Annotated in this window: 4 protein-coding genes; 2 read left to right on the forward strand and 2 right to left on the reverse strand. The window is 47.0% G+C overall.

Annotated features, from left to right (window positions below):
• Positions 1-395 precede the first annotated feature (395 nt).
• Positions 396-1,259 (forward strand): alpha/beta hydrolase, encoded by an 864-nt coding sequence (locus D0S45_19175; GenBank protein TIH12062.1) that lies wholly within the window; start codon positions 396-398, stop codon positions 1,257-1,259.
• 9 nt (positions 1,260-1,268) lie between these two features.
• Here D0S45_19175 and D0S45_19180 read toward each other — a convergent pair whose 3' ends face one another.
• Both D0S45_19180 and D0S45_19185 read right to left on the reverse strand, forming a co-directional pair.
• Positions 1,269-2,384: a response regulator gene (locus D0S45_19180; GenBank protein ID TIH12063.1), complete on the reverse strand. Its 1,116-nt coding sequence runs from the start codon at positions 2,382-2,384 to the stop codon at positions 1,269-1,271.
• 13 nt (positions 2,385-2,397) lie between these two features.
• A complete protein-coding gene (locus tag D0S45_19185) occupies positions 2,398-5,499 on the reverse strand; it encodes a response regulator (protein TIH12064.1) in 3,102 nt (1,033 codons plus the stop codon).
• A 343-nt stretch (positions 5,500-5,842) separates the two neighbouring features.
• Here D0S45_19185 and D0S45_19190 point away from each other — a divergent pair, with 343 nt between their 5' ends.
• The gene (locus D0S45_19190; GenBank protein ID TIH12065.1) at positions 5,843-16,390 is read left to right on the forward strand and encodes a hypothetical protein; all 10,548 of its coding nucleotides are present in this window, start codon (positions 5,843-5,845) and stop codon (positions 16,388-16,390) included.
• Positions 16,391-16,422 lie beyond the last annotated feature (32 nt).

Raw genomic sequence — 16,422 nt, forward strand, 5'->3', positions numbered from 1 at the left:
CATTCGTCGTTGGACAAAAGAACTCCCGCCGAGGTATACAGGAGCACTTTCAATGTTCATTGACTTGGCGCATAGCCGTTGTTCCGCTCCGCCCTCGGCCCTTCCGGGCCGCCCCTGGGGGGACGGGCTCCGCTCCACAACGGCTATGTCTGCTGCCTACCAAGGCATGAAACCGGGACGGTAGACTCCACCTTAAAATGACCGATCAGTGTCCAAAGGATGGGGGAAGGCGCACTGTATGCATTTGTAATCTCGTAGAGACTCTCCATTTTTGCAGTCACTCTGTAGTCGTTTTGCTAATTTTTAGAGAGTTGAGTAATGGGATAATCAAAAGGGGATGATAAACAACAGAGAATGGATAAACGTACTTTTCAACAGGGATCAGGGCTAAGTTCATGAGATGTTTTAGCGCAAGGCCATTTTTTTGTTATTTGGTGTTTCTTATTTTCTCATTATTATGCACTTCGTGCGCGTCCACCCTCAATCCAACTGAAAGAATGCAGCATTTAGTGCTGGGCACTGACTTCCACTATGGAATAATAAGAACCAAAGATTTCGACCTGGTCACATATTCACGTATTGAGCCGGGGGCTGAAAACCTGACGATATACATCGAAGGGGACGGGCAGGCATGGAGAAGTCGGTCTAAAGTCTCGTTCGATCCTACTCCGCATAATCCGCTCGGGTTCATGCTGGCAGCATTGGACACGGTTCCTTCCGTTGTGTATCTGGCTCGACCTTGTCAGTTTGTAGGCGGCACAGAGGCTAGAAATTGTGAGGTTTCATGTTGGACCTCTGGGCGGTTCAGTAAAAGAAATGTTCAAGCTATCAATGAAGCCATTTCACAGGTGAAGCAGCAGGCCAAGGCAAAGAACATTCATCTTGTCGGGTATTCCGGCGGAGGAGCAATCGCTTTACTTATTGCCGGTCAAAGAGATGATGTCCTTTCTGTCAGGACTGTTGCTGGAAATCTGGATCATAAAAAATGGACAGAATTGCAAGGGGTTACGCCTTTGGAAGGCTCTTTGAATGCCAAGGAGTATGCGCAGGATTTATGTACGCTGCCCCAAATGCATTATATTGGTGGAAAAGACAGCATCATGCCTCAAGACATAGCCTTTTCATATTTACGTGCAGTAGGAGAGAATTGCCAGACTGCAATTGAAATCATTCCGGACTGTACCCATTCCGAAGGTTGGACCAGTATTTGGCCTGAACTTTGTTCAAATTTTAATTCAACGTTCGGGAAAGAAAGATAGCACTGCAACTTAATTCGTAGTAATATTTAAAATACTTTCGGGCGGAGCAATCCCCAGTTCTTTATTCAGCGTTTCTTTATAGACATTGAAATGCTTTGCCGCTTTGGATTGTTGATGGGTAGCCGCATATATTTTAAGTAATGTCAGAGTCAGACATTCTTCACATGGATTATCATTAAATGCCTTAATCAGTATTTCTTCTGCTTTTTCATATTGATTTTGCTCAGTATGTTTTTCAGCCAATTTTACTACCACGCTGTTGTATAAGCCCAGTAGCCTGTTACGTTCCGGATAGAGCCAGATTCCTTCCTCTCCTTCCAAGAAGTCACCGAGATATAGTTTCTCTACTGATTCCAGTGCTTCAAAACGGGCATTTCCATCGATGCTTGCAACTGAGGAGCTGAAAATCAATGAATCCTGACGAACTTCCGGGGCTATTTTTAAGGAATATTTGCCTTCGAGCTGAATTAAAGTTTGATCGACTCCGGACTCTTCGAGACTCTTACGAATGTAATGAATATTTTTATATAGCTGGTTGGTTGCAGTGTTCAAATCATGGTCGGGCCAGAGAGTTTCAATGAGCAGCTCTTTGGATACCCGTTTGCCCTGCTTGAGGATCAGAAAAGCCGCAAGCTCACGTGTTTTCTTGGAGCGCCATTTTACGAGAGGCTTGCCTGACCAGACAATTTCAAATTTACCCATCGTATGGATCTCAAGTTTGCCGCTATTACTTTCAACATTCTCTTGAGCTGCTGGAGATCTTTTAAGTTTTGTTAGAATTCTGTCAAATGTTGTAGCAAAACGTTTTTTTGAAACCGGCTTCAATAAATAATCAAGAGCTTCAAGTTCAAAGGCGTCCACAGCGAAATCGTCATATCCGGTAACAAAAACAATATGGGTCTCCGGGCATTTCTCTTTAATCATTTCGGCAGCATCAAGTCCCTGCAATTCAGGCATGTCAATATCCAGAAAGATTACTTGAGGCTTCTTTTTTTCAACTGCTTTTAATGCTTCAAGTGGATTTGTGTATGCCCCGTCAATTTGCACAGCAGGATAGTCTGACAGCCTGCGCTCAAGCATCCTGATCCCGGATTTTTCGTCGTCAACAAGTACTACTTTCAACATATGCAACCTGTAATTAATCTTTTGTCGTTATATGAATATTGACGGATGTTCCTTGTCCGTACGTGCTTTTGACCTGTAGTGCGGTTCCGTATACTTTTTCTACTCTTTGCTGCAAATTTGATAATCCGATCCCATTCCCACTGAATCGTTCACCGGAAAGAATTTTAGGAAGTTCTTCTGGAGAAATACCGATTCCTGTGTCTTCAATTTGAATTATATAGCCTGTGTCCACTGGATAGCCATTGATTCTTATGGTTCCGCCTTCTTTCTTCTTAAAGATTCCGTGTGCGGCGGCATTTTCTACTAATGTCTGGATAGCAAAAGGAATAACAGTAACCCCTGAACTTTCTGCTATGTTGAATTCATAACTAAGTTTTTCATGAAATCTAGCCTTTTGAATGGCAAGATATGCGTTTACCAGCTCCAGTTCTTTTTCCAGCGGGATCTGTCGTTTTTTATAATCGAACTTGAAACTCCGACGCAGGTAGTCTGATAAATCTGCGATGATGTCCGCAGCTTTCTCCCCATCTTCATAGCAACAGTCCGAAATGACGTTCATGGCATTATACAGGAAATGGGGATTGATCTGTGCCTGCAGCATGCGCATCTCGTTTTCCACGGACATTTCGTTGACTAATTTTAACTGGGAAAGGGTCCGAACCCTTGATTTAAGCACTTCATTTTCAAAGGGTTTAAACAGGAAATCGTTGGCTCCCGCTTCAAAACAATCGACAAGCCCATCCAGCTTTGTTTTTGCTGTTAGAATGATCACTGGGCATTCCAGCAGATTAAAGCGATGCCTTACTTTTTGGGTAAGCTCTTCCCCGCTGTATTTAGGCATCATTAAGTCAACAATTGCCAGAACCGTATCAGAGTTGTTCAGGATTTCTTGTAACCCTTCTTCCGCATCTACAAAACCTTTGATGCTGTATCCTTCTGGTTTTAGCACACTGGCTGCGGCAAAAATATTCGGATAGTCGTCATCAATTATGACAATGGTTTCTTTCTTTTCCCCTTGAATGAAGAGCTGCTTGTCAGTGTTTGTGGGAATATATGGTTTTTGATTTTTCGTATGCAATGTTTCCGCAGGCAGTTCCTCTGATACAAGTTGTTTGAGCGGAAGTTGCAGGGTGAAAACAGAACCTTTTCCCGGCTCACTTTCAACTATAATATCTCCGCCATGGGCCTGCATGATCTCTTTTGAGATACTCAGGCCGATTCCGAGTCCTCCGTAGCCAATGCTGATACTTTCATCCGCCTGTTCAAAAGAGTTAAAGATTCGATCTTGTTTGTCAGGGGTAATGCCGATTCCGGTATCGCTGACCGATATATAAAGGACTCCGTCCTGTTCGTGCGTGCTAATTTCAATTCGTCCATTTTCCGGGGTAAATTTGATGGCATTCCCGAGCAGATTGTAAAGGACCTGGATGAGCCTGTATTTGTCGCCGTAAACTAGTTCTGGCGAAGATGCTGCTTTCAAAGAAAGTTCGATTCTTTTGTCATCAAGCAAAGGCTGAACTTCCCTGACTGTATAGCCGAGGGTCTGCTTTATATTGAAATTGCTGTTGTGAAGTTTAACCCGGCCATCTTTGAGATTGGAAAAATCCAATAGATCATTGATCAGCCTGTTCAGGCGGGTCATGCTGGAAAGAACCATGTCCATGGATTCGTTTTCGGCTGTTCCCAGTTTTGTTCTTTCCGAACTCAACGATTTCAGCAGTGCTATCATGCTGTTAATGGGAGTCCTAAGCTCGTGGGAAGTATTGGTTAAAAGCTGGTCTTTAACTTCGTTGGCCCGTTTTAGGTTCTGGGTAAGAAGTTCTGTTTTATGGAGGGTCCGCTCATATTTTTTGGCGGCAATAACAGCAAAGCAGAGCACCAGGAAGACCAGTCCCCCCGGAGTATATAATTCGTAGTCGGAAAAGGTCACTCCATATACATACAAGATATCAAACATGACGCAGGATAATACAACGACTGATCCCAGCAGCACCAACAATGCCCCTTGGACTCCTGACGCCAAGGCTTTTGAAAGAACATAGAGTCCGTACATGAACTCAAATAAGAGGAGGATGTCCTTGGTCATGGCTACCGGACCGATGAGATGCTTATCAAAAAAGAAAATTACGCCAAACAGCAGCGCAGCCTTTAAAATTGATATGATTCTTATTTTTCTGCTGACTCTGTCGGGGTAAATACTGTCTATGAGGTGTAAATACAGAGTCCCTCCTGCAATAGAGAGAACGTAATACATTACATAGTACGCTTTAAAGGGAATGCTAGGAATAATGGACCTGATTGTCATATTGCCGGTCGCAGAAATATAGCAGGCGGAGAAAACTGTCATGAGGGCAAGGCAGAACAACACATAGTTGTCTTTGGGCGCCTTGGTGACAATCATTACAAAGAGCAAAAACATCATTGCTGTGAGGCCAAGCAAGAACACATCTTTTGAATGATTTGCCAGTTTTACAGCTGACAGGGAGCCTGCTTTGCCAAGTAAAATGGGTTTGTAGTAGCCACCCTCCTGATAGGTGAAGCTTGCAACTTGAATGGTCAGAGTCAGCTCTTTTTCAAGGAAGAAAGAGAATAAACGGGGGGCATATTCAGGAATAGTGTCTTGAGCTGTACCTCCCGGTTTTCCGACGGAAAAAGCCAATTCATTGTTTGCGTATACCCGGTAGGCCTCGATAGGGGCGACTGGAAAATACAGTTCAATATTTCGAGGCTCACCTCTATTGATTATTTTCAGCTGAAAGGTTCCATAACCCTTACTGCCCATAATTGTTTTGCCGAATTGCTGTCCTTTCCATAGTCCGGGTAGGGTCATGTATCCTTTGGTCCCACTGTAAGTAGAGCTTTCCTGCGGCGAGACATAAGCATCGGGGTAAAACAGCCATTGGCCATTAAGATGAAGCACTTTGTCATGCAAAGTATTTTCTTCAATATAGACCTTGCCTGAATGAACGCTTGGTCCTGCGTTATAGGTATCTGTGAAATAAAGCAGCAGCCAAGTTGTGAAGGCAATAGATGCGAGACTCAACAAGAAAAAAAGTATCGTTTTCAGCAGATCAATATTTTTAAAAAAAGTAATTCTCCGATCCAAGTGAACCATATCTCCCCGCACCCTTTTTTCTCATCTGAATTAGTTTCTTTTATAATTGTTATATTTGTCTGAATATCAAATAGGATAGGGGAAATCATTTTGTCAAGAAATTGGGAAAGGGAATCATCAAATCATGAAAAAATGATTCCATATTTTCAATATATTAAGGTTTGGGAAATTTGGGAAGATTTTGGGAAGGAGGTGGGTGTATAGTGATCCCTTCGTACAATAATGAGCTTGCTATTTTTAATATATTCATTTTGAGAGAGGGGCTATGAGGGGACGTAGCGTTTTGTTTATACGGACAGTTTGGTGGGGGGCGGTATTTTCTGTGTTGATAGCAATACTTCTATTGCTGACGAGAACTGCCAGAGCTGGTGATGTAACTGTTAATGGTGATATTACTGCCGCACAGATAAATACAGCCCGAGGTGGCTTAACCGTCAATGATGTAATCACTTTTGCTGCTCAGTCTGCGGTTACCATGAATGCCGCTGTTGATCTTTCAGGAGGGGCTGGCGGGATTGTTATTGACGGCAGCAGGCAGGTTACAATTCTGGATGGTGCAGCGGGCAGTATCTATGCCCGAAATGTGATCATGGATAACGGCGCCTGTTTTGTAAATAATGACAGCTCAGGTTCCCTTTCTACATTTGTAGATATTTCCCTAGGCACCAACTCGGTAATGTACAATAATGCTGCGCTTTCACAGAGTCTTAACAAATTAACTGTGACTGGTGACAGTTCGACCCTCTCCGGCACAGCTGCAATGGCTTTTGCAAGTCAGGCGGCGATTAATGGTAATTTTGTACTTAGCGGTGCTGGAATTAAAACATTTAGTGGTGGAGTTAATGTTGCGGCCGGTAAGGTGATGAGCATCACAGAGGGAGTGCATACCTTCCTTGGCACAACTGATATATATGGAACAGTTAGTACCAACTCATTGGCAATTGATGCTATAAATATGGGAGTAGTCGGTGGGCCAGCAACCTCCAGTACTGTAAATATACATGCTGGCGGTGTAGTTAAGACTGAAGGTTCCGGTTCGTGGGGGCTTGATATGTTTAAGACCTCTACTGTGAATATTTCTGGTGAATTAATTACTACAGGGGGGTCTTCTCATGCCGTTGTCGGACAGACTGACACAGGCGTTAAAACTTTAACTGTATACAACGGGGGCTCAATCACAACGGGTAAAAGTGATGACGCCTCAGCCGGGGCAACCGCCTATGGTATCCGCTATGCTGGCAGTGGTACCAGCGCTAATAAGAATATTATTGATATTCAGGCTGGCGGGTCTGTTACGACTTATGGTGTAGATGCTATTGGTATTGTCGTCGGATCTCATAATGACATAACCATTGCCGGTGATGTCACAACACACGGAACCGATGGAGTCCATGGTGGAGCTGATGCACATGGAGTAAATGTCAGCAGTAGTAATACGATCAATGTCAGCGGCAACATTACAACAAATGGTGTAGGGGCCAACGGTATCAGGCTTTCCGGCACACATGATAATATAATTCTTTCAGGTAAAATAGAAACAGTCGACGGTGTTGCTATTGAGGGTAATACTAATAACGTCATAACAGTAGCTTCCGCCGGTAGGATTATAACCGGAGGGTCTTCGAGACACGGTTTCTACTTAACCAGTAATAACAATATCAATCATTCAGGATCAATAAGTACAGCCGGAACAAGCTCTTATGGTATCTATCTAAGAGGCGACAGTAATACAATAAACATCAAAAATGGCGGTTCGATTAACACCAGCGGCGGAGGAGGAGCACATGCCATCCGGCTTGATGGCGCAAGCAACACAATCAACGTCGAAAGCGGCGCTTCCATTATAGCAACCGGCGGGGGATACGGTATCCTTACTAATTCCGGCAGTAATACAATCAATATTTCCGGGCTGGTAAAAACTACTTCCGCCGCTACAAACCCCATCAGAACAGTGGGAACAGCCAATATCACCGTGACGGGCACAGGCCGGGTTGAAAGCACCATGAGCGGTTCGAACGGTATCGAGACCAGTGGAGACGGCACTAATATCACAATTCAATCCGGCGGGGTCCTCAGCACTGCCGGAGATTCTGCGCACGGAATAATAGCGTCGTCTAATGCAGTTATTGACATTAGCGGTACTGTTTCTACCACTGGTGCAAGTGCATACGGTATGTATCTCACAACTAATAACAACAGGCTTACTGTAGAAAATGGTGGCCTGATAAAAACCACTAGCGGCAACGCACATGGAATACTTGCGGCAGGTACTGACAATATTATCACAGTTGAGCAAGGTGGTTCAATTCATACGGGAAGTCACGGTATTTGCACAATCGTATCTCCAGATCATTTCGCAGAGATAGGTAATAATCAGGTTTCAATTGCTGGTTCAGTTACAACTACAGGTGGCGGGCTTGGTGTTTATTTGAGTGGTCAAGGTAATACCGCCACAATTGCATCTACCGGAACAATCAGTACAACAGGCACAAGTGCCATAGGAGTATATTTTAAACATGGCGGCGGAACGGCAACCGTGTCGGGTTCTATCACGACCAATGGAAACGAGGCACATGGGATTTATGCTGATCGGACAGGTAGCACCATCACTGTTAAAAACGTCGGATCAGTAAAGACTACAGCCAACAATTCATACGGAATCAGAACATTTGGTACGACAACTAATGCAAATGTCATTGGTAATGTCGGTGCTGCCGACAACACCATTACTATTGAAGCTGGCGGATCGCTTGCCACAGAAGGCACCAGCATGAATACCGACCAAGCCACTGCTGTCAGAGTCGACAGTAATGCGGACATAACTATCGCTGGCGCAGTTACCACAAAAGGTTCTGCCCAGAGTTCCACATATGGTGCTTTCGGAATCAACTCTGCGTATAATAACAAATATACACTTACCAGCACAGGTTCAATTACAACTGAGGGTGATCATTCTGATGGAATAACTGCTTCTGGTAACGGACTCTTTGATATTTCCGGTTCAATTACTACCAGCGGAGGAGATGCTCACGGTGTAAGTTCCGGGGCAAAAAACACCGTAACTTTGAGAACTGGCGGCTTAATTACCACCAGCGGGGCAGCTTCGGATGCCTTGAGGCTTGGGGGAACCAACACTGTTACCGTTGCAAAGGGAGCTAGTCTTACAGCTTCGGGTAGAGGTTCCCGGGCATTATATCTGGGAGCAACAGGCAACACTGTAACTCTCGAAGGTGACGGCTCCACCGGTGCGACCATTGCTTCCAACCACGCAGATGACAATACTAATGAAGAAGCCCACTCCATTTACCTGACCGGGGCAGGAACTTCGGCTAACAGTGCCGGACTGGTTGGCGGTGGACCTCTCGCAGGCGGGGCTTCTAATATCCTGACCGTGCAGAACGGGGCTACCGTTACCAGCAGGGGCCAGCAGTCTTACGGTATTCTTTCAACAGGAAGCAACTCCAAAATTACCCTCGACGGGGAAATCCACACTTACGGGGATACCGGTATCGGGATCATGTTCAATGGGAACAACGATGTTACTCTGGGGTCAACCGGTAGAATCACCACCGAAGGTACTGGCTCAGTCGCTATCTACGCCCATGATCCCTACAACCTAATCCGTATGGACGGAGCCATTCTGACCAAAGGAGCCGGATCATTCGGTATCAACACTGTGGATACCGTTGACAACCGGGGAAGAAATATAAATATTACTGTGGGCGGCAGCATCACCACCCAGGGAACCGATGCCAATGCCGTCAATCTTGGAGCAATCGATAATACCCTGATTCTTTCTAACGGTGGTTCACTCACCACAACCGGGACCAATGCTCAAGGTGTCTATATTTCAAAGACCGGAAACAATATTACTATAGAAAATAGTGCAACAATCACCACCTCCGGCTCTACGGCTAATGGTATCCGTGTTGACGGCACAGGCAATACTATAACAATGAATGGTGCTATCACTACCAACGGGCCAAGTGCACGTGGTATTATCCTGAACAACACTGGAAATATCGTTACTGCTGCCGGATCAATCACCACCAATGGTGGTTCTTCTGCCCATGGCATCCATAGCGGTTTTGATAATACCAACATCACCCTGTCAGGGAGCATTGCAGCCACTGAAACCGGCTCATACGGCATTCTTGCGGATTCATCCAACAACGTAGTCCGGGTTCAGAGTGGTGCGCAAATCACTACCCAAAAGAATAATTCATACGGAGTCTCAATTACTGGAACCGGGAGCAGCTACTACGCCGGAGGAACAATAACTACTTCGGGGGTGAGTTCTCACGGTATAGCTCTTGTTGATCAGACCACCATGGATTTTTCCGGTGCGGTGAATACTGCGGGGGCTGGTTCTCACGGAATTATCACCGACGATCAAAACGGTATGGCGGTGTTCGGGACCGTTTCCACAACCGGAACCGGAGCCCACGGTTTGTTTCTCGAAGGCGGCAATAACGCGGCCCATATTTCCAATTCAATTTCCTCTACCGGTTCCAGTTCGTACGCTCTCGCATCAGGTAAACTTTCAGCAGGAACAGGTGAGAGTAACGTTTTCCATATTCTGAACGGCGCATCGCTGACCGGAAATCTCAATAATATCGACGCTGATAATGATGCAACTACATATCTGACTTTCGGTTACGTCAAGAATGCCAATAAACTTGCTGACCTTACTGCGGTGGATGATTCTTTCAACCTCACATTGAATGGCGATATTGAGTCCGCTTCCACGGGCCGTTGGGATACCTATTTTGCAGGTGGAACGACAACTCTTGCCGGGACCAGTAACCTGCGCAACATGTTTATCGGGGCGGCAAGTTTTGACGGCGCAGCAGTACCTAACGGATCAGGCGGAACAGTAAATCTCAATGCCATAGGCGGTGCATCAGCAACCCTCAACGTTTCGAATAATCTTAATAACTATGGAACCTTGAATGTAGGCAGCGGCAGCACTTACAATATCACCGGAACGCACAACCAGTATAACGGCGGAGGGGTAAACATCGCCGGGACTACAAATATCACCGGAGCGGGAAGGCTGAATCTTAATACTTCCACCGTAGATCTTTCCGGCACTATCAACACCACAAGTTCTGCGGCCTTGATTATTCCTACTCTCGATTTAAGTGCAGATTCCACCATTACAGGGTCCGGTAGTGTGTCAGTTACCAACGCGCTTACCCTAGATCATAATTTGACTTTGTCCGGGACTCAGGCCGTCAATCTCGGTACGGTTAACATTACTGAAGACAAATCCATAATCGACAGCGACGATACCGGATTGACCGGAATCAGTGCGCTCTCCGTAAGCAGCGGGAAGACAGGAACGCTTGATGGTGCGGGCCGGATCTCGGTGAACAATGCCGATGTGGACGGTTCGTTGGTCTTTTCAGGTAGTGGCACAAAGATGATATACGGCACGACTGCCCTTTCCGGGACCATTACCAATAATGCCGGAGCAGCCACCATCAGCACCATTGATCTTGACGGAGATTCTACTCTTAGCGGTTCCGGGAATATATCAGTAAACAATGCACTTACCTTGGATAATAATCTTGCTTTGGCCGGAACAAATGCCGTTTCTATAACTACGGTCAATATTACCGAGTCAAAGAATATTACCGATAGCGATAACAGCGGGCTGACTACCATTAATACCCTGAATCTGAGTGCCGCCAAAATCTCAACCATTGGTGGAGTCGGGGCCGTGACCATGACCAACGTGGACATTGACACCGGAGGTTCTTTGACCCTGAGTGGAGGAGCCAAGACTATCACCAACCTGACCATTGCCGGAACCCTGACCAACAACGCAGCGGCAATGACCATTACCACCCTTGATCTGGATGGTAATTCGGTTCTTTCCGGGAACCAGCGGATCACGGTAAGCAATCAGGTGGTTCTCGACCATGATTTGACCCTGAGCAACAGCGGTGGGGTTCTCTTTTCCAACGGCCTTGACACCTCCGCAGGGGGGACCCTTGTTAACAACACAGTAATTACCTCTGACGGCGTGGTCTTGATTGCTGATGGTGACACTTACGTCATCACCGGGGAGCACAATTTTGCGGGGGGTTCTTTCTCCTCCAGTCCTACAACCGGAACCCTTAAACTTGATGGAGCCAATGCGGGCGGCGGTATTTTCAATACTACCAATACGTCATCGGTGAACATAGCCAAATTACAGGTGGACGGAGCAAAGTTCGGTACTATCTCAGGAACCACCGCAGCCAATATCACCAACGGGATGACTGTAGCCGGAACCCTGGTCAACTCGAATACCGCAGGTATCAATTCCAGCGGAGCGACCAATATTTCCGGGACTTATACCATCAATACAAAGCATACCCACAGCGGAAGCAGCGATTTTACTTCCACTGGAACTATCAACCTTGGTGGAACTCTCGATATCGACGGCACCGGAACCAATAATATAGCGACTCTTGAACTAACTGATGATTCCACTCTTGATGGAGACGGGAATATCAGCGTGGCAAATGCGTTGACACTTGATCATAACCTGACCTTGGCCGGAAACGGCGATACCATCCTTGGTTCAGTCGCTATCAATGCGGGCATGGCTCTGATCAATAATTCCGGCGGCGGCACCCAGACCATTGCAACACTCGATGTGGCGGGGGATGATGCAGAACTTGGCGGGTCCGGGAATACTGCCGTTACCAATGCGGTCGATATTGATAACAATTTTAAGCTTTCCGGCAGCGGAACTAAAAGCTTCGGAACCGTAAATCTCAATACCGCAGGCAAGAGCATTACCGACAGCGGAAGCGGTGCAACCAGCATCAATTCCCTGAATGTTACTGCCAATGCTGCACTGAATGACAATGACGCTACCGCAGCAACTTCCATTACCACTGCAAGCGTAAGTGTCGGTAATATCCTGACCCTTGGCGGTGTCGGAAGTTTTAACTTTGGCGCTCTGAATATGTCCGGTGGGCTGACCAACAATGCGGTTGCCACCATTACAACTTTCAATCAACTGGCAGATCTGACCCTTGACGGCACAGGGACTACCACCATCGTCAACAGCCAGACAATCAATGCTAACACTCTGACTCTGGGCGGAACCGGAAACACAGTTTTTCAGGGCGGACTGACCATTGCTGACGGTAAAAAACTGACCAACAACGCCAATGCAGAGCTGGCGACTTTGACCATTGCTAACGGGCATACCGCAACCATTGAAGGGACCGGGGTAACTACAATTACCAACCTCGGCAATATTGATGGCGGAGCAACTCTCGTTAATATCGGAAAGGTTTCTACTGCGCATACCGGCACTCTCGGAGCAGCATACCAGCTTAACGGGTTGCATACCCAGACAGCCGGAACCTTGACCGTGAATAATCTCGATGTGACCGGCAATAGCGCGGAAATCGGCGGGGACGGAACAGTGATTATTGCCGGACCGTTAACCGTGGATAATACCCTGACTCTTTCCGGCGGCGGCACAAGGAATTTTACCGGAGCGGTGACTCTTGCCGATGGGCAGAAGATTACCGCCAATGGTGCCGGAACAAACAATATCAGCTCCCTTGATGTAGCCGGTGGAGCTGGCGGCTCGGCAACCATCGACGGTACCGGAACCATTACTTTGGGCAGTGCCACCAATATTGCCGGGACTCTGACCAACAACGGCAAGATCTCTACTGCTTACGACTTTAATGTTGCTACCTATAATCTCGGCGGCATTCATTATCAGACCGGCGGGACCTTCAACGTCACCACCCTTGATTTAACCAGCGATGATTCGCAGTTGATTAATAACGGGGAGATCGTTTTCTCTGGTAATACCAATATCATTAAGAACTTGGCTTTGGGCGGAAGCGGTATCAAGAGTTTTGAGGGCGATGTGGCTGTGGCGGCAGGAAAACATCTGACCCTTGACGGGGAAGGCGCAAAAACAATTGCCGGATTGGTCGGGCTTGCAGACGGTTCCAGCATCATAAGTAACGGTAGCGGGACTACCACTGTAAACGCTGTAACCGTGGCTCCGGGGGCAACTGGGGCTATTGAAGGTAATGGAAAGACCGTTGTTACTGGAACAACCACCTCGGCAGCCGGAACCACTCTTGAACTCAACGGCAGTGGGGAAAAGACCCTTGCAGATCTGGATCTGGGCGGAACCCTGAACAATAACAGCCCGACCACCATTACCGATTTGGATTTGACCGCAGCGGCAACTATTGGTGGAACCGGAATTACCACCGTGACCAACCAGCTTGAGCTGGACAACAACCTGACCTTGACTGGAAGCGGCGTGAAGAATCTTTCTGGCGGCGTGAACATGCTGGACGGGAATAGTCTTATTAACAGCGGAACCGGACAAACAAATTTGGCTTCATTGGAAATCAATTCCGGCTCAGTGACTCTTGATGGGACAGGTCCAATCGTGGTTTCTGGTACCAGTAATGTTGAGACCGGAGAAACTCTGAACATTACTGGCAGCGGAGACAAGACCCTTGCCGATGTTGATCTGGGCGGAGTCCTTGATATTGCTGCCGGAGCTAGCGGAACCACAAACCTTGCTAATATTGATTTCGCTAACGGGGGGCTGCTCAAAAACACTTCCGGCGGAACAGTGCAGGTTGGTACATTGGGTATTGCCAGCGGAATTACCGGTTTGATTCAGGGGACATCAACCACCAAAATTCAGAATGCTAATGTCGCAGGAACTCTGATTAAGACCGGAACCGGAGATATTGATGTTACTGGGGCGGGATTTAATGTCAGCGGGGCCAACGGTTATGTCGATATGACCGCAGCTAATTCCGGCAACCTGAATATATCTGACGGTGCGACAATGACAGTGAGCAGCACCCATGATGCAGATGGACGAGGTGCACTCAATATTTCCGGCAATCTGAATGTGACCGGAACGCTGGCTGTAAACTCCGGCAGTGCAATCACTACTTCCGGGGAACTTAACACTCAGGCTGACAGTACTTACAACCTTTCTGGTACGCATAACCATGTTGGGACTGGAGATGTAAATGTTGCCGGGAAACTTGATCTGGCCGGAGGCGGGGCTTTCTTGAACAAGGCTACCGGTGGCACTCAGACCATTGCTGATCTAAGTGTCAGCAGTGGAACCGGAACTCTTGGCGGAAGCAGGGCGGTCAATGTCACTACTGCCAATATTGATGGCAATCTGGATTTTACTGCTACAGCCGACACTACATTTGCCACCACTAACCTGAGCGGAACACTGACCCAGTCTTCAGCCAGCAACCTGAACCTGACCACACTTAATATCGGTAGCGGAAAAACCGGTATACTCGCCGGGACAGGAACAGGTACTGTTACCGCAACTGATGCCTTCATAGCCAGCGGCGGGACATTTCAACTTCAGCGTGACATGGCAGTGGTCAACGCCCTGCAAAATAGTGGAACTCTGGCGTTGTCCAGCAGCGATTCTGTAACTCTTACCGGAGATTACACTCAACTTTCGGGTGGTTTATTCAAGGTAGATGTAACCAGTGCCACTGTTTATGGAAAACTTAGAGTGAAAGGAACAGCCGATCTTACTGCTGGAAACGGTCTCGAAGTGGTGGTTACTCCCAATGAATCGCTCAGGTGCGGGGATGTTCTGTCCGGCGTGCTGGTAGCAGATACACTTAATGCCGGAACACTTGAAGTCACGGATAACAGTGCTCTGTGGAAGTTCACCGGAATTGTCAATGGCAATTCCATTGATCTCAAAACTGAGCGGGGTTTGAAAATCGACAGTGCTGTTGAATCCTGCCCCACTGTATCCACTCCGGCTACAATCGGAGCAGCACATGCTCTTGAAGAGATCATGCAGGGCGAAGCTTCCTCTGACATGGAGGAAGTGATCAGCCAGATGAGTTCTCTTTCAACTGGTGATGAAGTGGCCGAGGCTGTCGCTCAGACAGTACCGATTATGACCGGAGCCATGGCCGCACTTGGAATTAATATGGCAACCGAAGGCGCGACTCAAGTTGTAAATACCCGGTTGCATGGTATGAGCGGACTTTCCTCTGGTGACATGGTCATTGAAAACCGTACCTTATGGGCTAAGCCTTTTTATTCCCATACAGAGCAGGAAAAACGTAATCATGTGGATGGATTCACAGCTTCCAGTTACGGTATTGCCATGGGCCTTGAAGCTGACTTCACTCCCAAAAACAGAGTTGGTGCGGCTCTTTCTTACGGACGGGGTAATATTCGTGGTTACGACTCCACAACCAACCACCGGGTAGACAGCAACACTTGGCAAGCAACAGCCTATGCGGAAAATGGCTTGCCGGAAAATTTTGATATTAACGTCATCGCAGCTTTCGGCTTAAATACAAATGAGTCTTCACGCAATATCCAGTTTGGCGGGCTTCACCGTCAGGCAAAAGCAGATTTTAACTCTTGGCATTTCGTTCTGGATACAGAGTTGCTGCGCAATTTTGCAGTGACAGACAGGCTGACCTTGGCTCCTATCCTCAAAACACAGTTTGTTTATGTAAATGTGGACGGCTATACGGAAACCGGAGCAGGAGACCTTAGTCTTAAAGTGGACAGCAGCGATGAGGATAGCTTTATTGCCGCTCTCGGAGCTAAAGCCAATTATGTGATTTCTGATGCTCATGAGCTGAATTGCTTCGTTGACGTGGGGTATGATTTCCTTGCTGATCAGTCTTCAATAACAGCGGCATACACTGGCGGAGGTCCTGCCTTTATCACATACGGAAACACCCCGGAGAAAGTTGTTTATAACGGAGGGGTAGGTTACAAGTTCACCATGGAATCCGGTCCTGAATTCGCAATGAACTATCAGCTCGAAGCCAGAGAAACATCGCAAAGTCATGTGGGAACCATGAGTTTCAGGCTTCCGTTTTAGGTCGTTGTTGTCATTTGAAAATGTTAACTAAG

The organism is Marinifilum sp. JC120 (assembly GCA_004923195.1).
In the GTDB taxonomy this organism is placed as follows: Bacteria; Desulfobacterota; Desulfovibrionia; order Desulfovibrionales; family Desulfovibrionaceae; genus Maridesulfovibrio.

What these genes read in the sequence shown, in the direction of transcription:
- D0S45_19185 (TIH12064.1), bottom strand. Translation starts at nt 5,499, where the DNA reads ATGGTTCACTTGGATCGGAGAATTACTTTTTTTAAAAATATTGATCTG.
- D0S45_19180 (TIH12063.1), bottom strand. Translation starts at nt 2,384, where the DNA reads ATGTTGAAAGTAGTACTTGTTGACGACGAAAAATCCGGGATCAGGATG.
- D0S45_19175 (TIH12062.1), top strand. Translation starts at nt 396, where the DNA reads ATGAGATGTTTTAGCGCAAGGCCATTTTTTTGTTATTTGGTGTTTCTT.